The organism is Bacteroides sp. HPS0048 (genome assembly GCF_964240755.1).
GTDB classification, from domain to species: Bacteria; Bacteroidota; Bacteroidia; order Bacteroidales; family Bacteroidaceae; genus Bacteroides; species Bacteroides nordii.
This window is the reverse complement of the sequence record NZ_CAXSVC010000008.1, coordinates 58242-77586: the sequence shown is the minus strand read 5'-3', so window position 1 is coordinate 77586 and position 19345 is coordinate 58242. Positions and strand designations below refer to the sequence as shown.

10 protein-coding genes are annotated in these 19345 nt (G+C 37.6%); all 10 read left to right on the top strand.

The window, feature by feature from the left end; genetic code table 11:
* Window positions 1-151 precede the first annotated feature (151 nt).
* Entirely contained in the window at window positions 152-1771 is a 1620-nt protein-coding gene (locus tag ACESQI_RS08720) for a tetratricopeptide repeat protein (protein ID WP_195660415.1), read from the top strand.
* Window positions 1772-1975: 204 nt separating this feature from the next.
* Window positions 1976-5128 carry a TonB-dependent receptor gene (locus tag ACESQI_RS08715; protein WP_007487568.1) on the top strand — a complete coding sequence of 1051 codons (3153 nt, stop codon included), beginning with the start codon at window positions 1976-1978 and terminating at the stop codon, window positions 5126-5128.
* Between the two features lie 21 nt (window positions 5129-5149).
* Window positions 5150-6670, top strand: a complete 1521-nt coding sequence (locus tag ACESQI_RS08710) for a RagB/SusD family nutrient uptake outer membrane protein (RefSeq protein WP_025867062.1) — start codon at window positions 5150-5152, stop codon at window positions 6668-6670.
* A 77-nt stretch (window positions 6671-6747) separates the two neighbouring features.
* Window positions 6748-9357: a zinc-dependent metalloprotease gene (locus ACESQI_RS08705; protein ID WP_373125799.1), complete on the top strand. Its 2610-nt coding sequence runs from the start codon at window positions 6748-6750 to the stop codon at window positions 9355-9357.
* A 78-nt stretch (window positions 9358-9435) separates the two neighbouring features.
* Complete coding sequence (locus ACESQI_RS08700) at window positions 9436-10272, top strand: T9SS type A sorting domain-containing protein (RefSeq protein ID WP_373125797.1); 837 nt, start codon at window positions 9436-9438, stop codon at window positions 10270-10272.
* A 156-nt stretch (window positions 10273-10428) separates the two neighbouring features.
* Entirely contained in the window at window positions 10429-13116 is a 2688-nt protein-coding gene (locus ACESQI_RS08695) for a trehalase family glycosidase (RefSeq protein WP_368106683.1), read from the top strand.
* A gap of 22 nt (window positions 13117-13138) precedes the next feature.
* Complete coding sequence (locus ACESQI_RS08690; protein ID WP_025867060.1) at window positions 13139-13423, top strand: LysO family transporter; 285 nt, start codon at window positions 13139-13141, stop codon at window positions 13421-13423.
* The gene (locus ACESQI_RS08685; protein WP_002558248.1) at window positions 13420-14022 is read left to right on the top strand and encodes a lysine exporter LysO family protein; all 603 of its coding nucleotides are present in this window, start codon (window positions 13420-13422) and stop codon (window positions 14020-14022) included. Before ACESQI_RS08690 ends, ACESQI_RS08685 begins: the two co-directional genes overlap by 4 nt.
* Before the next feature lie 18 nt (window positions 14023-14040).
* Window positions 14041-17181, top strand: a complete 3141-nt coding sequence (locus ACESQI_RS08680; protein ID WP_373125794.1) for a glycoside hydrolase family 2 TIM barrel-domain containing protein — start codon at window positions 14041-14043, stop codon at window positions 17179-17181.
* A gap of 17 nt (window positions 17182-17198) precedes the next feature.
* Window positions 17199-19133, top strand: coding sequence for a trehalase family glycosidase (locus tag ACESQI_RS08675; protein ID WP_373125792.1), 1935 nt, complete (start codon window positions 17199-17201; stop codon window positions 19131-19133).
* Window positions 19134-19345: the final 212 nt, after the last annotated feature.

Genomic DNA, 19345 nt, shown 5'->3' with positions numbered 1-19345 from the left:
TTCGGATAGTCTTGGAGTGAAATAATATTTTCACATTCTTATCTATATTAATTTATACATGTGAAGAATTAATTATATCTTTGATTTTCTATACTATTAGAGAATTGAAGATATTTATTTGTATACCTAATGTTAGACTAACTTTATTATTATGAAAAACTTGTTACTATTTCTGTCGTTTATTTTCTTTTTTAATACAATTAATGCTAACTCTTACCAAAGAGATGTTTGGAAATTTTTGGATAAATCTTACAAATCACTTCTGACTGATCCAAAGCAGGCTGTTGACTACACATTACAAGCGTTTGATATACTAAAGCAAACTACAGATTCCAATTTGATTGTTTCTACATTAATTGTATCTGGTCATGCCTACATGCTTTATGGTAATTTCGATATGAGTGTAAATACATATTATAAGGCTTTATCTTATTGTCCGGCAAAAGATCTTAAAACCAAGGCTAAGATAAATGTTAATTTAGGAGCTTTATATGGTTCGTTAAAAGACTTCTCAAAAGCAATAAATCTGATAGATAATGCCACTTCAACCTATAAAGTCCTTAAAGATTCTTCGGGAATGGCAAACGCCTACAATGCACGCGGTCTGATTCATGTCTATATGAAAGAATATGAGATTGCTGATAAATTTTTTAGGGATGCTTTACGTATAAATAAAACATTAGGTGATAAGAAGAATATAGCAGCGAATATAAATAATCTTTGTCTTTATGAAGGTGACACAGAAGAAAAAATAAAATTAATACAAGAAGCCATTGTCATTAATGAAAATTTGAATGCTTTATGGTCATTGGCAGAGAATTATAATAATTGGGGAATGCAGCTGTTTTATGCTAAAAGGAATAATGAGGCTTTGAGTGCTTTAAAAAAAGCGGCTGTTTATGCATTTGATGTTAATGCACATGAATTAATTTGTGATAATTATGAGTATCTTTCTAAAGTATATGCAGCACAAAAATGTTATAAAGAGGCCTATGATAATTTATTGAATTTCGAAAAGAAACGGGAACAGTTACTTCAAAAAAGAGAGTTGGTAAATATTGAAAGAAATCTCATAAAACAGAAATTACAGGATCAGAAAAAAGAATCCGAAATTCAGAAGCATATGCATCAAATTGAATTATTGAAAAGAAATATAAGCCTTGCGGTTGTGCTTTTTTTGTGTATTACTCTTCTTGCTTTCTTTTTAATTAAACAATATAAACGGAAAAAGGATTTACAGATAGCAAAGGGACAGACTGAGTTGTTATTAAAAGATAAGATAATAACAGAACTAAAGTTACAACAACAAGCTGTGGAATTAAGTGCAAAATCGGAAAAATTAGAGAGTACACAAAGTGAATTGACGAATTTTGTTCTTTTCTTAAATAGTCGGAATGAACTTCTGGAGAAAATTAGAGAGATGATTAAAAGTACTTATAAAATGAATAATAATGAGATCTTAACTCACTTAAAAAAAATAAATACCTTTATTCTCCAATTTAAAAAGCTGGAAGATGATAATAATTCTTTGACCAAAGAGGTTGATGAACAAAACCATGAATTCTTGAGTCGTTTGGAACAAAAACATCCGGGATTAACTCATGGTGAAAAGAAGTTAGCGACTTTCTTGCGGATTAATTTATCCACAAAAGAGATATCCTTGTTAACTGGAATATCTATCAAAGCAATTAGTATGGCAAGGTATCGCTTAAGAAAAACACTCTGTTTGCATTCTCAGGATGATATTTCTGCTTATTTACGTGATATTTGATTTTTTTTTATTTTGTAGGTTTCTTTATAGATATAAATTGGCTATTATCAACATTTTAAGAAATGTTTTGTAGGGTGTAAAGTCTTTTGTTTTACTATTTTGTAGGGGCTATGTAGATTAGTATTTTTAGGTGGTAGTTAGATTTTGAAGTTTATTTGTCACGTGTTTGAAAAGCGCATTTATTAACTTTAAAATTTAATTGCTATGAAGCAAAGTAATTACTTAGGAGGTACATTATTATATGCAATAATGTCATTACTCTTTCTTATTCCACTCTCTGCTTATGCACAAAATTATCAATTAAAAGGGTACGTGTTGGATAGTAATGACGAGCCATTGATAGGTGCAAATGTCGTTGTTACTGGAACAACTAATGGTATGATTACCGATTTAAATGGAGAATTTGTATTAGTAGTTTCTCCAAATGATCGAATTGATGTCTCTTATATGGGATATATCAAGCAGACTATTTCTTTAAATGGAAGGAAAACGCTTAAAGTTATTTTGAAAGAAGATAGTCAGATGTTAGATGAAACGATAGTCATTGGTTATGGTACAATGAAGAAGAGTGATATGACAGGAGCTATCTCTTCTGTGGATGTTGAAGCACTGGCCAGTCGTGCAACTACGAATCCGGCAGAGGCTTTGCAAGGTAAAGTAGCTGGTGTCAATATTCTGAAGTCGGGAGGTAATGCAGGGGCAGGTGTTTCTGTTAAAATCCGCGGTATTAAAACGATGGGAAGCAATGAACCACTTTATATTGTAGATGGTTTTCCGGGGGATATAACCACTGTTAATCCGCAGGATATTGAGTCGATGGAGATATTGAAAGACGGTGCGGCAGCTGCTATATATGGTTCTGTTGCAGCAAATGGAGTAGTGATAGTCACTACCAAAAACGGTAAGAAGGGTGAAACTAAGATTGACTTTAATGCATTTTGTCAATTTACAAGTGCTTCCAATAAGTTTGAAATGCTGAATTCTGATGAGTATTTATATGTACATAATATGATGTACGAAAACGCTGTTGCTAAGAAACCGGGATATTTATCATTTAAAGATTCAGATGGGAAGTTGAAGAATCCGACCGGGTTTGATACGAATTGGCAAGACGAGATGCTTCGTAATGGTTTATCTCAGAATTATAATGTCAATATCAGGGGAGGTTCTGATATTGCAAAATATTCAATATCTTATAATCATTCGGATGATAAGGGGATTTTCAGAGGTAATAAATACACTCAGGATAATGCTCGTGTCAAGTTAAATCTGCAAAAAAGGATTTTTAATTTTGATGCTTCTTTAGCTTTTAAAGTAACACAAAGCCAACAGCCACAATATTCCTTAAAGGAGATGTATGCAATGGCCCCAATGGTACCTGTTTATGATGAAAATCAGCCTTCTGGTTATGGTTTAAATGATATGACTGTCGATGGAGTTCGTTTGGAAATGCCAAATAATCGTAATGTGATGGCAGATGATCATTTTAAACATAAAAAAACGAATGGGTATGATATTATTGGCAATATAGGTTTGACCGTGGATATTGCTCCATGGCTAAAGTTCAAGACAGCATATGCTTATAGAGGATATTATGCAAATACTAAATACCATTCGGAGAAGTATACTGCCGACATTCAGGGACAAAGCTTATATCCATATAATTATGATAGCAATTCTTACTGGTATGAGCAGACATTCGATAATGTACTGACTTTTGATAAAACGTTTGGTAAACATTCTCTGAGTGTGATGGCTGGTAGCTCTTTATCTGCAGCTCGTAAAGACTGGAGTCAAATCAATGTTGAGGGAAAGAAAATGAATTATGATGTGGTAAATGGGAAGTTGGTAATAACAGAAGTTCCAGCGGGATTCTTTGATCCTACATCACCTACGATAGATGCTGGTACAGGCGGAACATTTACTGGAAGCGGATCTTTCTGGAATTATAATCGTGCTTCATTTTTTGGTCGTATTAATTATTCATATTCAGGTAAATATTTATTTCAGGCAACGATTCGATCCGACGGTTCCTCTAAATTTGGAAAGAATAACCGGTGGGGGGTATTCCCTTCTATGGCTTTAGGATGGCGTATTAGCGAGGAAGAATTTTTTTCAGGAGATGTTGTGAGCAACTTGAAATTGAGAGCGAGTTGGGGACGGTTGGGTAACGAAAATGCATTAGGATATTATTATGCTCCGACGATGACCAGTGACAATACCCAGTGGATGAGCTACGTACAAGGTACCAATCCTTGGCCAGGTATGGTTAACTTGTATCTTGTAAATGATGCTTTACGTTGGGAGACTACTGATACGAAGAATATTGGGGTTGATTTTGGCTTTTTTAATAATAAGCTCTCGGGCTCTTTGAATTATTATTATAATACAACGGAAGATTTATTGATTGAGAAGGTTATGTCTCCATCCGCTGGTATCTATAACCCGACAGTGAATGTAGGGAAGATGAGAAATAAGGGATTTGAGTTAGAATTGAACTATGCAGATAATAGTAATGGTTTTGAATATAATATCGGATTCAATCTCTTTACTACTAAAAACGAGATGCTAAAAGCCGATCCTAATCAGGTTCTGTATGGATCAGCTTTAAAGGGTGCCGGCCATTTTGTTACTCAAACTTTGGAGGGATATCCCGTGGCGAGTTTCTTTTTATACAAAATGGATGGAATATTTCAATCACCGGAAGATGTGACCAATCACTATACAGAGGTTGTACAGCCAGACGGCTCTATAAAAAATATAGTTCTTCAGCCCGATGCGAAACCTGGTGATATCCGATTTAAAGACTTGAATAATGATGGCGTTATTGATGAAAATGATAAAGAGTATTGTGGTTCAGGTATACCCAAATTAGAGGCTAACTTATCGTTTGGCGGTTCTTACAAGGGAGTTGATCTTTCTTTCTTATTAGGAAGTGCCTGGGGGCATAAATTGTATAATGCTAATCGCCTGTATTATGAATCAATGGACGCAGGAATCAATCTGTTTAAGTCGACGTTGGGAGCATGGACCGAAGATAACAGGAGTAATGTAATGCCACGTGCCGTACTAAAAGATCCTAATATGAATTCTCGCGAATCTGATCGTTTTCTGGAAAAAGGTAACTTTATTCGTTTACGTCAGTTACAAGTGGGATATACATTACCTAAAAATCTGACTAAGAAGGTTTATATAGACAAGTGTCGTTTTTATGTTAGCGGTGAAAATCTGCTGACATGGACCAATTACTCGGGTATTGATCCGGAGTTCTCTTCCAGTATTCTGGATACAGGAGTAGATGTCTTTATTTATCCGTTTACTCGCTCTTATGTTGTTGGTTTGCAGGTGACATTTTAATCAATTCTAATACTATCAACCATGAAAAAATATATTTATATAACCTCTCTTTTTTGTGCAACATTTTTAGGTGGATGCGATAACTTTCTAACGGTAGAGTCTCCGGATTTTTCTACTGATAAATTTTGGAGAGATTCTATCGATGTAGAATCCGGGTTATCTGCTGCGTATGCTCAGTTGGATAACAGATGTGGTACTTATAATTTCTCTGAAATTAAATTTGTGATAGAAACTTTTCGTGAAGATATCATGGAGAAAGGTTCGGATGTAAATAACTATCCGGAATGGGGGCAAATTTATGATTTTACATATAATAATGAGAATTCCCGAATCAAAGAGTATTGGATGAATTGCTATAATGGCATTAATTACACAAACAATGTCTTATTTGGTATTAATAAAGTTCAGACAGGTGATCATCCGATGGATCAGAAAAAGTATAATAGTGTGGAAGGTGAAGCATTATTTTTACGTGCCTACTATCACATGAAGTTACTGCTGAACTGGGAGAAGATTATTATTCGTGATGAATATTTGACAAGTGAAGAACAAACGCATAAGGCTCTTTCTACCAGGGAAGCAGGCTGGGAGTTCGTTTGTTCGGAATTATCAGCGGCTGGTAAAATATTACCCTTAACCCGTCCTTCTCTACAAGCCGGCCGCGTGACAAGTGGTGCTGCTTATGCCTATCTCGGTTGGGCCTACTTGACGCGGGCTTACGAACAACCGGAGAAGAAAACGGAGTATCTCACTAAAGCAGAAGAAGCGTTAGAGCAAGTGAAAGGTTATGCTTTGGAGAAAGATTTTCTAAGTATGTTTAATGGAACAAATAAGAATTGTAAAGAATCTATCTTTGAAATTCAGTTTACAGGAAATACCTCTGATGGTGCCTATCACCAACATGTGATGCACTATTGGGTAGCAGCTCCTGTATTGAGGGGATGGGATGAGATTCGTCCGAGCGAAATGATTCTGAATGAATATAGAAAAGAAGGACGTATTGCTACTACAGGTAATTTGGATTCCCGGGCATATGCAAGTATGTTCTTTGACGATCCTTATTTTAATGATGGTAATGAGAGAATATATGGATTTGAATATACAGATTTATTTGATGCGAATGATGAGATTAATCGTTGTTTCCGCAAATATATGCCCGATGATATGCAAAAACTAAAACAATCCAATACTTCGACGAATGTACCTATTATGCGTTATGCCAATGTTCTGTTGATGCAGGCTGAGATTTACAATGAACAGGGGCATCCAGAAAAGGCCGTGCCACTGATTAACGAAGTAAGAAGAGTACATGGAGATATGCCGGGAATGTCAGGGGAGTCTTACGAGGCTGTAAAAGCTCAAATAGAGCATGAGCGTTTGATGGAATTTGCTGTAGAAAACTTCCGTTTCTATGATCTTCGTCGCTGGGGTAAGCTGGATGAAGCTTTACATTTGGCAGGGCGCAAAAACTTTAGTACCGAGAAGCATGCCTTCCTCCCGGTTCCTTTGATGGAGATTCAAAGCAATAACAAAATCGATTAGAAATAACTTTTATTAATTGTTTAACAGGGATTTGAGGGGTCTGTGAAGACCTTTCAAGCCCACTTAATATCTGAAAAATGAAAAAAAATACACTGTTTTTACTGGGTGTACTTCTTGGAATGGGAAGTATAAACGGGGTATCGGCACAGCAAAATGTGTGTGGATTCGAACATCAGCAAGAGATGTATAGGAAATTACATCCTACTGCGGAAACTGAAAATGTAGATGCTCTGGTAGCGACGAGGACTAACGTCTCTTATCATCAAGGGCAGTATGTGATTCCGGTTGTTTTCCATGTATTTGCAGACGCCACAAATGATTCTCGTCTGAAAGTGACTTATAGCTTAATAGAAAAAGCCTTAAAGCAAACCAATGAAGATTTTCAAGGATTGACTGCCGATTACAACCAGACAGGGGCAAGCAGTCGTTTTGAGGAGATAAAAAAGCCATTGAATATTGCTTTTCGTTTGGCAAAAATAGATCCGGACGGAAATCCGACGAAAGGTGTTGTATTCTATGATGAAGCCGAGAAAGGTTTTGGCAATGGAGGAGGATATGATGAAGCGATCCAGAAATATGCATGGGACAATAGTCGATATATGAATATATATATAATGAAAGATCTTTATGCAGATGGGGATTATTATAATTCCGGCGTTTCCTGGTTACCGGACAATTCAATGACAATGGAAAACTTGGCTCGTGTAGTCTACAACGGTAGTTATATAGGTAATAATACAAGCGAAAATTTTCGCCGGGTTTTGACTCATGAATTCGGGCATTTTATGGGGTTACATCACACCTTTGAGGGTGGATGTACTTATCCGAATGACGGGATTGAAGATACCCCTCCTGTGGCTACTTCCAAATGGCCGGCTGATCAGGTGAACTGTGAAGGAGATTATACAGACTGGGAAAACTTTATGAATTATACAGACGCTTATCGGCATTTTACTGCAGGACAGGTGGCTCGAATGGAATATTATTTAAATGAATCTCTATCTCGTAGTGAATTGTGGCAAGAAGAAAATCTGGTTGCAACCGGAGTGAATGATGATTATGTAGCTGTTCCTGTAGTTCTGATTGTAAAAGGAAAGAATTTTTCCGAAACTATAGATAATCAAGGTGAGGTAAGCGGTTCTCTACAGTTAGAAGCAAGTGCTGGGATGACATTTGCCAAACTCGGTGTACTGGTAGAAGGTACTGATTATACAATTTCAAATTTGCCGGCAGGTTTGCAGGCAACAGTAACTCTTTCAAGTGATGTTACTGCTATGATTACGATGAGTGGAAAAGCCTTAAGTCACCAGGCTTCCGATAGCCATAAGGATGTCTCTATAACTTTGAATACTTCTGTTTTAAAGGTGGAGAATGGAACGCCAACTGCACAGAATATTAATTTTGGAGTATTGTTTAATGATCCGTATACTTCTTACTGTTTATTTAATCCTCGTTTTGCTCCTTATGCACACATTTCTAAAGTTAAGTTTGCTCAAATAGAAAGAAATACGGACTTTGATGGACAACAGTATAAAGATTTCCGGGCTGATTATGTAGCCGGACTGGAGAAAGGTAAAACATATAAATTGGAAGTTACTGTGCAAAACTGGAAATCCGGCGAAAATGATCCCTACACAGTTCGTGCCTGGTTTGACTGGAATGGTGATTATGTATTTCAGCAAGATGAAATGATTGCTCCCCAGAAAATAAGTAAGATTGGTAAAGCAGGTACAGAGCATGTACTTATTTTTGATATTGTTGTACCGGATGATATGGTAATGGATAAAGAATTTGGTTTCCGTGTGATGTTACACTATACATTAGGCAAAGACGGAGAAGATCCCTGTGGCGAAATCGATAGTGGAGATGTTGAAGATTATGGTATCATATATGGTGAAGAGAACGCCCATGTATTACCTCCTGATGGTCCGGACGAGCCGGTTGATGAGGTATGTGTTCCGGAGTTTTCTTATCGTCCTTATGCTTATATTAAAAAAGTGGAATTTGCAAATATCTCTAATGAAACAACCGGTGAGGTGAATAATACGGAGATTATTGAGGATTTCAGAGACAATCAGGAACTGAATGGGCATATAGAGAAAGGAAAAGAATATGTAATGAAAGTGACCTATTCGAATCTGAATTCTAACTCGAAGGATGCTTATGTGATACGTGCCTATATTGATTGGAATCATGATAATATACTTGAAAAAGAGGAATCTCAGAAGATAGCAATTCCTGCCATTGGTTCAGCTGATAATCCGGGAACTGTTGAATTCAGATGGACTGCACCGGATGATGCAGTACTGAATGAAAAATTACATATGCGTGTTTTTATGCATTATGGTGATGCTGATAGTATGGTAGGGGAACAGCCTTGTGGAACTGTGGAAAATGGACAGTTAGAAGAGTATTATGTGATTGTTTCTTCTGATCCCAGTATGATAATTGATCATACAGTTGGAGCAATGAATGTTTACCCTAATCCTACAGATGGCATTTTGTATATTGGTGGTGAAAATATGAATATGGTAAAATATAGCTTATACAGTATTGATGGTCGTTTGGTACAACAGGACAATATTACTACCTCTCAAATAGATATCAGTAAGCAACCGAAAGGTGCTTATCTTTTAAAAATAGAGACGAAAGAGTCTGTATTACAGCAAATTGTAATTCTGAAGTAAATAATTGGACCGGTAGGTGATCACTGGTTTCCTACCGGTCATATGTCTATTTATTAATTATCAAAACAAATTAAAATTATGAAGAAAAAATTACTTTGCTGCTTTACGCTACTTAGTATGGTAGCTGGGCAAGCGATGTCACAATCTCAATTGTGTAGACCTGAATTGACATGGGGTGCTTATGCTTGTATCTCAAAAGTTGAGATTAATAGTATGGTGAGTGAATCATCTACAACTCCTGAAGGATGGGATGGAAAGATCGGTTCTAATACGTATGATGAAAATGTTCTTTTTGCTGATTACACAATGGACAAAGAGCGTGTTGTTACGTTGGAGGCAGGTAAAGAGTATGAATTAAAAATTACCGTTTGTAACTTCTCTTCCGGTGCCGGAGATGAGTATTATGTAACTGCTTTTTTTGACTGGAATGGTGATAGCAAACTGACTGCTGCTGAGACGGTTTTTCAAAAATCGATTGCTGTAGGAAAACCGGGGCAGAGTTCTTTTAAAGTAGTTTCCGGAAAAATAACTGTTCCTGCCGATGCCAGCAAGACTTTTACAATGCGTACTTATCTGCATTATAAAACTCCGGATGTTCCTTATACAGATCCTTGCAGTACACAAGACGGTGGTGTGTTACAGGATTATACTGTTCAGCTTGATGGCGGAACCTCTATTGAAAATACGTCACTTGATGCATTTGCTGTATACCCGAATCCAACAGACGGAGAAGTCTTTATAAAATTGGAGAATGCCAACGAATATATGCTTTATAGCGTTGATGGTAAATTGGTACAAAAAGGAATGATAACAGGAAACTCTATCAATATTTCAGGTAATGCTTCCGGCATGTACATTCTGCAAGTGAAGACAAACGATGGATTAGTAAAACGAACCAATATTATCATTAAATAATATTTTTCACACTTTATAGGGTATTTAGAAGCTGGTTCGACTGATCGTGACTGAATACAATTGTATATGGTCTAAGAACCTTAATACAAGATTCTGGTAGAGAGGGCCGAACCAGCTTTTATTTTTTAATATTAACTGATAAAATTTAATACTGATATGTTTAGAGAGAAATTTAAAGTACAAATGTGGCGATTATTGTTTGTGGTGGTGTATACCATTTGCTTCTCCATATCAGTTTCTGCGACCCAACAAACAGCTATTTATAATGTAGAATCTTATAGTGATATTTTAGATATCCGGTGTACTCCATACAGCAATGATTATTTTACAGGAGGTTTTTCTGATTTGGGTTCATGGATGTGTTTTACATTACCTTCGGAGAATAACTGGATAAATGGTTTTTGTGGTCCTTTTGAGCTCGATCACCGGCAATGGATATCGGATGCCATTCTCCAAGTCGGATTTACTGCAGACATCACAACTGAAACTTTTACTCCTGATAGCGTGACATACGTTCCGGGAGAACTATATATGAATTCTTCTTCTCAACAGGGGAATATACAACAACGCTTATTTTTTGTAGATAAGTATACGGCGTTATGGAGTTGTGAAACCAGTGAGAAGCGGGAACTCTACATTACAAATGGTTCGTTACAAGGAATACAGTCATCCGGATTGGAGAATAATATTCTGTCTTTGAAACTATCAACCGGAGAGATGTGTGTCGTCACATTTTCATCGGATATTCAGCTTTCCTATGAGAATTCCAAGCTCTTGGCCAAACTTCCTGAAGGGCATAAAGGATATGCCACTATATCTTATTTCTACGAATCGAAACGGCCGGATAATTATGCCCAGTTGATACAGGGTATATTATTACATCCTGATAATTATATAACAGAACATACGAATCGTTGGATGAAATATCTGAAATCTGTTTTACGTCCGGAAATGCCTGTAGAATATCATCGTATCGCAGTAAAAGCTATGGTGACATTGTTGACAAACTGGCGTGCATCCAGAGGTGATTTGTTTCATGATGGAGTTATTCCTTCTCATGCAATGTCTTATTTCATCGGTTTTTGGGGATGGGATTCGTGGAAGCATGCGGTAGCATTAAGCCTGTTTGAACCTAACCTTGCTAAAGATCAGGTTCGTGCAATGTTCGATTATCAGACTTCAGAAGGGATGATCATCGATTGCATCTATACCGATAAAAAAGAAAATAATGAACGAAACAGTAAACCGCCATTGGCAGCATGGGCAGTGAGCGAAATCTATAAAGCTACTTTAGATGCTGATTTTGTGAAAGAGATATATCCTAAATTGCTGAAATATCACCGTTGGTGGTACGAATATAGAGATCACGATAAAAATGGTTTTTGTGAATTTGGCTCAGTGGATGGTACGCTTGAGGCTTCTGCCTGGGAAAGTGGTATGGATAATGCGATTCGTTTTGATCATTCTTCTATCCTGAAGAATGATAACAGAGCCTGGAGCTTAAATCAGGAATCTGTTGATTTGAATGCTTATCTGGCCCATGAATATCTATTGCTGAAGGAATTGAGTATAATAGCCAACTGTGAGTTTAACGAACCGGATCGGACAGCAACGACAGCCGATTATTTCTTTGATAGAGAAAAAGAATTTTTTTATGATAAAAGGCTGAGTAATCACAGTTCTGTGCAGGTAGAAGGTTGTGAGGCTTATATTCCACTTTGGGCAGGAATCGCTACACCCGCTCAGACAGAGTGTGTCTTGAAGTATCTAACTGATCCTTTGAAGTTTGCAACGTATATTCCTTTTCCTACTGTTACGGCTGATCATCCGAATTTTTCGCCGAATGGTTATTGGAGAGGTCCGATATGGCTGGATCAGGTATATTTTGCAATTCATGGATTAAGAAATTATGGTTATACTGAATTGGCCGATGGTTATACAAAACAAGTGTTCGATCGCCTTAATGGTTTGCGTATAGATGCTCCAATTCATGAAAACTATGAAACAAGTACCGGGAAAAGGCTGAAATCTCCACATTTCAGCTGGTCTGCTGCTCATTTACTGCTGCTTTATCGTGAATCGGGGGTATTGGATGGTAAACAGACTGATTTGTGTCTGTTTCAATCAGATTACCGTAACTATGCTTATATAAAAGGGGTTGAATTTGCCGGGATTAATAATAATGTTTCTTACTCGGAGACAGGATGGATGGATTATTCCAAAGAAAATGTAGCCGCGTTGGAATGTGGCAAAACACATGTGATGAATGTAAAAATAGAAAATTGGGATTCGGGTTCTTCAGATATCTATAAACTGAGACTTTGGATGGATTGGAATGGTAATTATGAGTTAGAAGAGAATGAATTGGTTGATACCAAGCTTATTAGTCCGATTGGGCAGCAACATAAAGAGCATGATTGTCAGTTTCAGATTACTATTCCGGAAAATGCAGTAAAGAACGAGAAACTCAAGTTTAGGTTATTCTTACATTTTGTTACGGACGAATCGGACGGAGTAACCCCTTGTGGCTGGGTGGATAGTGGCATTGCACACGACTATGGCTTCGTTATAAAGTCGGGTGGATCTTCTGTTCAGCAGAATACTGATACTCTGAAAGCAAAAGTTTTTCCGAATCCGGTAACAGATTATCTATATATACAGGTAGATTCTCCAATCAGACAATATTCAATTTTAGGTTTAGAAGGTACCGAATTATTCAAATACTCCGGAGACATAGATAAAATAGATATGAAATCTTTTGCTTCAGGCAATTATATTCTTCAGGTTAAATATGAAGAGAATGGAAAAGAGCGGACAGAGGTTTTTAAAATAGTTGTTCAATAGGAATTATATAATTTGTATGTTTATATTTACTATTATTGGGTTGATGGGCAGTGGAGTATTACTTGGTTATCTATCAAGAAAACGAAACCTGAATATTGTACATCGGATTATTACGTGGTTAATATGGATTCTTCTATTTCTTCTTGGAACGGAGGTTGGTGGTAATAAAATGATATTGGAAGGACTACATACGATCGGGCTTGAAGCACTGGTAATTACATTAGCGGCTGTTGCAGGTAGTGTTTTGGGGGCCTGGGGATTGTGGCTTTTTATATCATACCGAGACGTGAAAGGAGGAAAGGAATGAAAAGTAGCATTGTTATTGTACTGTTTTTCGCATTGGGTATCTTACTTAATTTATACGGTTTGTATCCTTCGTACTTAGAACAACTGGATTTGAGTTTTTATGCATTATGTGCCTTGATGTTTTGTGTTGGTATTACTGTTGGCAATAATCCTCAGATACTATTGAATTTTAAGACAGTAAATCCAAGATTCTTTTTGCTTCCTGTATTGACTATTTTAGGCACTCTTGTTGGCTGTTGTATGAGTAGTGTTTTCTTCAATAAGCATTCTCCGGTAGATTGTATGGCTGTGGGAGCGGGTTTTGGATATTATTCGTTATCAAGTATTATTATTACTGAATATAAAGGAGCCGAATTGGGGACTATAGCCCTGCTATCCAATATAATGAGAGAGATTATAGCTTTACTGGCAGCACCTTTTCTGGTTCGTTTCTTTGGAAGATTGGCACCTATCGCAGTAGGAGGGGCTACGACAATGGATACTACTCTTCCTATTATAACTCGCTATTCCGGAGAAAAATATATAGTTGTATCTATTGTCCATGGGTGTTTACTGGATTTTTCCGTACCATTCATTGTAACGTTATTGTGTACCATTTAACTATAATACATTGAGAATATGAAAAAGCATATTTTATACTTGATCATTCATGGTTTGTTTTGTTCTACATCTTTGTTGGCAGGGGAGCAAGTTCCCTGGCAGGATCCACAAATCAGCGGTATTAACAGAGAGCCGGCGTGTGCCTATTTTATCTCTTTTCCTTCCGAAGCAAAAGCGTTGTCCAATGATGTACAGGCTAATGAACGGAGAGTCTCTTTAGATGGAATATGGAAATTTCTTTATTCCCGGAATATAGATGCATGTCCTAAGAATTTCTTTAAACCGGATTTTAATACAAAGAACTGGAGTGATATTGAGGTACCTGGAAGTTGGGAACTCCAGGGTTTCGATTGTCCTATCTACACAGATGTCAAATATCCTTTTCCCACTAATCCTCCTTTTGTTCCTTCAGATTATAATCCGGTAGGCATTTATGCCAAAGATTTCATTGTACCAAAATCTTTTAATGGGATGGATGTATTTTTGGATTTTGAAGGAGTTGAATCTGCTTATTATTGCTGGGTAAACGGACAGTTTGTTGGTTATGCCGAAGACAGTCGTCTTCCTTCACACTTTAATGTGACCTCTTTGTTGAAAACCGGTAAGAACAAAGTAGTGGTTCAGGTTTTCAGATATAGTGACGGCTCTTATTTAGAAGGACAAGATTACTGGAAATATAGTGGCATTGAAAGAAGTGTATACCTGATCGCCAGACCAAAGTGCCGTGTGAAAGATTTTAAGGCGTCTGCTCAGTTGGTGAATGATTATAGAGATGGAGATCTACAATTGGATTTGACAATGGCCTTACCTGAAAATGCAGTGGGAAACCGGGTGCAACTGAAGCTGATGGAGGGTAAGAATTCTCTATTTTCTGATGAGAAGATTATCACTTCTTTGTCTGATACTCTTTTGCGTTTCGATCATCTTATTAAAAATGTGAATGCATGGAATGCAGAGACGCCTAATCTTTATACTATGGTAGTAAGTGTGAAGGATAAGGAAGGACATGTTTTAGAGGCATTTCGGCATCGTATTGGTTTCCGTACGGTTGAGATACGTAACGGACAGCTTTTGATAAATAATGTTCCTATTTTAATTAGGGGAGTAAACAGGCAGGAGCACGATCCACATCGGGGACGTACACTTTCTTTGGAGACTATGCTTACAGATATTAAAATGATGAAGCAATTTAATATCAATGCTGTTCGCTGTAGTCATTATCCCAATAGACCGGAGTGGTATGAGTTGTGTGATGAATACGGACTTTATATGGTTGATGAGGCCAATATTGAATCACATGGAATGGAATATCATGAAGATGGAACTTTAGCTAATTATCCTGATTGGGAACGTCCTTTTATGGAACGTATGAAACGTATGGTGATGCGTGACCGTAATTTCACAGCTATTATTACATGGTCATTAGGCAATGAATCAGGTTATGGAAAGAACTTTGAAACACTGTATAATTGGACAAAAAGCTTTGATACGACTCGTCCGGTTCAATATGAAGCAGCTCGCCGTGAAGGTTTGTCGGATATCTACTGTCCTATGTATGCCCGGATTTGGTGGTTGCGCGAATTTGTTAATGAACGGAAGTTGCGTCCGATGATAATGTGTGAATATGCACACTCTATGGGAAATAGTACAGGTAACCTGCAAGACTATTGGGACTTGATTTATAAGTATGATAATTTGCAGGGTGGATTTATTTGGGATTGGGTTGATCAGACATTTGCTAAAAAGGATGAGAAGGGTCACGATATTTGGGCATATGGCGGTGATATGGGATATGTTGGTGTACCTAATGATTCTAACTTTTGTGCAAATGGTCTGGTAGCAGCAGACCGTTCACTTCATCCACACATCTGGGAGGTAAAGAAGGTTTATCAATATGTACATTGTGAACCGGTTGCTTTCACAAAAAACAAGATATTTGTTACCAATCGCCACGATTTTATAGATCTGGCAGGTTATTATTTGAGATGGGTGGTTGAAGCAGACGGTGAAGAAATTCAATCGGGTGTTTTAGATTTTCCTGCTATTCCGGCAAATTCCTCCCGGGAAATAACAATTCCTTATCGCGAACTTCTTCCTGCATCAAAAGAATATTTTCTGAAGATTGAAACGTTGACCAAGCGTGAAGAATCTTATGCTCCGAAGGATTTTATTGTAGCGATGGATCAATGGCAGCTACCGATTGAGAAGAGCGGGCAACATGTAAATAAAACCAATGAACCCGTTAAAGTATTGCATACCGAAAAAGGATTGATACTCGAAAGTAAATTGTTCAGAACAGAGTTTTCAACTGTTTCAGGAGAAATGACTTCTCTGAAATATGGCAGTAAAGAAATGCTTCTGGCAGGTTTAAGACCAAATTTTTGGAGACCCTCTACAGATAATGATGTGCCCAGTGGTTTGCTCTCACGTAGTGTGGAATGGAAGAAAACAATGGAAGTTGCCCGGCTTCTTAAGTTGGACATGGAAACTAACCCTGATAGTATATGTGTTAAAGTACTTACCAAATATCGCTTGGAAGAGCAGGACTCTTTTGTGCAAATAGCCTATCAGATTCTCGGAAACGGAGTAATTAAAGTGGAAATGTCGTTTATACCGGGACAAAAACCGTTACCGGAAATGCCTCGTTTTGGGATGCGTATGATTATTCCAAAAGAGTATGACCAGATGACCTGGTTTGGAAGAGGCCCCCATGAAAATTATGCTGATCGTAAGACTTCTGCTGCCATAGGATTTTACCAGGCAAGCGTATGGGAACAATTTCATCCTTATGTACGTGCACAGGAGACCGGTAATAAGTGTGATACCCGCTGGCTTACCCTTTGTGATAAAGAGCAAAAGGGATTATTGATTACAGGTACAGAACCTTTGTCTGTAAGTGCGTGGAATTTTATGCAGGATGATATTGACTACGTCCCTTTCAGTGTAGAACGCAGACATGGTGGAAGTGTAGAGAAGAAAGATTTGGTGTGGATTAACATAGACCAAATGCAAATGGGAGTAGGTGGAGATAATAGCTGGGGGGCTCAGGTACATCCGGAATACACTATTACTCCGTCAATGAGGAAATATAGTTTTGTTATACAACCTATCCGGACTTTAGAGGGAATAGTTGAGCAGGCTCGTCAGATATGGTTTTAATTAAATTCGTAAAGATTATGAGAAAATATATTATAAGATTTTGTGTACTGATTGGCGTGAGTATACTTTTTAGTAATTGTTCTGAGCAAAAAAAAGAGTCTCATCCTTTGTTAGTACATAAGTATGACAATATTTTGGATATATCTTATACTCCTAATGACTCTTTTTATTGTAGCGGGTGGTTTTCTGATCAAGGAGCGTGGATGGGGTTTACTGTACCACAAAAGGAACGATGGATTAATGGCTTTTGCGGTCCCTTCGATCTGGAAACACGCCGATGGATTTCTCAATCATTGGTAACGGTAGGATTTGCTGAAGCTCCCGATGAAGTTTTCTCTCCGGATTCTGTTGTCTATTTCCCGGGAGAGCTGTATATGCGTTCTTCCTCCGGGCATGGGACTATAAGTCAGCGTCTTTTCTTTATTGATAAATCCAACGTGCTGCTGGAATGTGTTTCGGATAGTAATAAACCGTTGTGTTTTTATGGTCAGGCATTAGATGATAATTCTTCTTATAGTGTAGTAAATAATTCATGCATGCTTTCTTCATCCTCCGGAGATCAATATCTGATTACCTTTCCGGAAAATGTAAAGATCCATTTCTCCGGTAATAGATATGAGGCAAATGTTTCGTCTGCATCTCCAATTTATGTGGTAATCTCTTCCCTGGAGAATATCAAAGGGCAGATGTTTGATTTTGGTGCTATTGCCAAGATGCAATCGAATCCTTCTGGTTTCATCAATAAGCATTATCAGTGTTGGAACGGTTATTTAGAGAAAGTGTTGCGATCTGATATGCCGGAGGAGTACGATCGGATTGCAGTCAAAGCAGTGGTTACTCTTATCGCCAACTGGCGTAGTAGCCGTGCCGGATTATTACATGATGGAGTGGTTCCATCACATGCTGTAGGCTATTTTATGGGATTCTGGGCCTGGGACTCATGGAAACATGCTGCTGCATTGGTTGACTTTGCTCCGGAACTGGCTAAGAATCAAGTACGTGCCATGTTCGATTATCAAATGGATAACGGAATGATAATAGATTGTATCTATACGGACATTCGCGAAAACAACGCAAGGGATAGTAAACCACCTTTGGCTGCATGGGCTGTGAATAAGATATTTGAAGCAACGGCTGATACTGCTTTTGTGGAAGAGATGTATCCTCAATTGCTTCATTATTATCATTGGTGGTATCTGGATCGTGATCATGATTCAAATGGTATCTGTGAGTTTGGTTCGGTAGATGGAACGATTGAGGCAGCAGCTTGGGAGAGTGGTATGGACAATGCCATTAGATTTGATTGTGCAAAAATGGTCAAGAATAGCGATACAGCCTGGAGTTTTGATCAGGAATCGGTTGATCTGAATGCTTTTCTGGCTTATGAGTATTCTTTACTGAAAAAACTGGCAGTAGTGGCGAAACAGCCGTTCAATGAAAAGGAATATGCAGATATTATAAGTACTTATTTTTATGATAAAGAGTCCGGATTCTTTTTTGATAAAAAGTTGGATGGAACATTCGTGAAAGAACCAGGCAGTGAGGCTTATATACCTTTTTGGGCAGGTATCGCGACCAAGGAGCAGATGAAGGAGGCTATGAAGCTATTTACGGATTCTACAAAGTTCTCTACTTATATTCCTTTTCCTACTGTTGCGGCTGATAATCCGAAGTTTATGCCCCGGGGATACTGGAGAGGGCCTATATGGTTGGATCAAACTTATTTTGCTATTTCCGGATTACGAAGATATGGCTATGTGGAGGAGGCGGATGCATATACCCGTCAGGTATTCGACAGGCTCCATGGTTTGAAGGGAGATGGTGCAATACATGAAAACTACGAAACATATACAGGTAAGCAGTTGAAAGCTCCCCACTTTAGTTGGTCGGCTGCACATCTTCTGATGTTGTATGAGGAGTACAACAGGCGAGCTTCTGTTGCCGGGTTATAAGTTACTACAATTTATTAAGTAATCGTTCTAAATTATTATGATATTATTATTGAAACGCAGATTATCGCAGATTCACGCAAAGCATATCATCGCTCAAGTATAGCGCAGCCATTTAATCTGCGAAAATCTGCGATCATTTGCGTTTCAATAAAACGTTGTCATAGTATGAACTAAATTTGAAATACTACTTATTCTATATAAACCATTTAAAA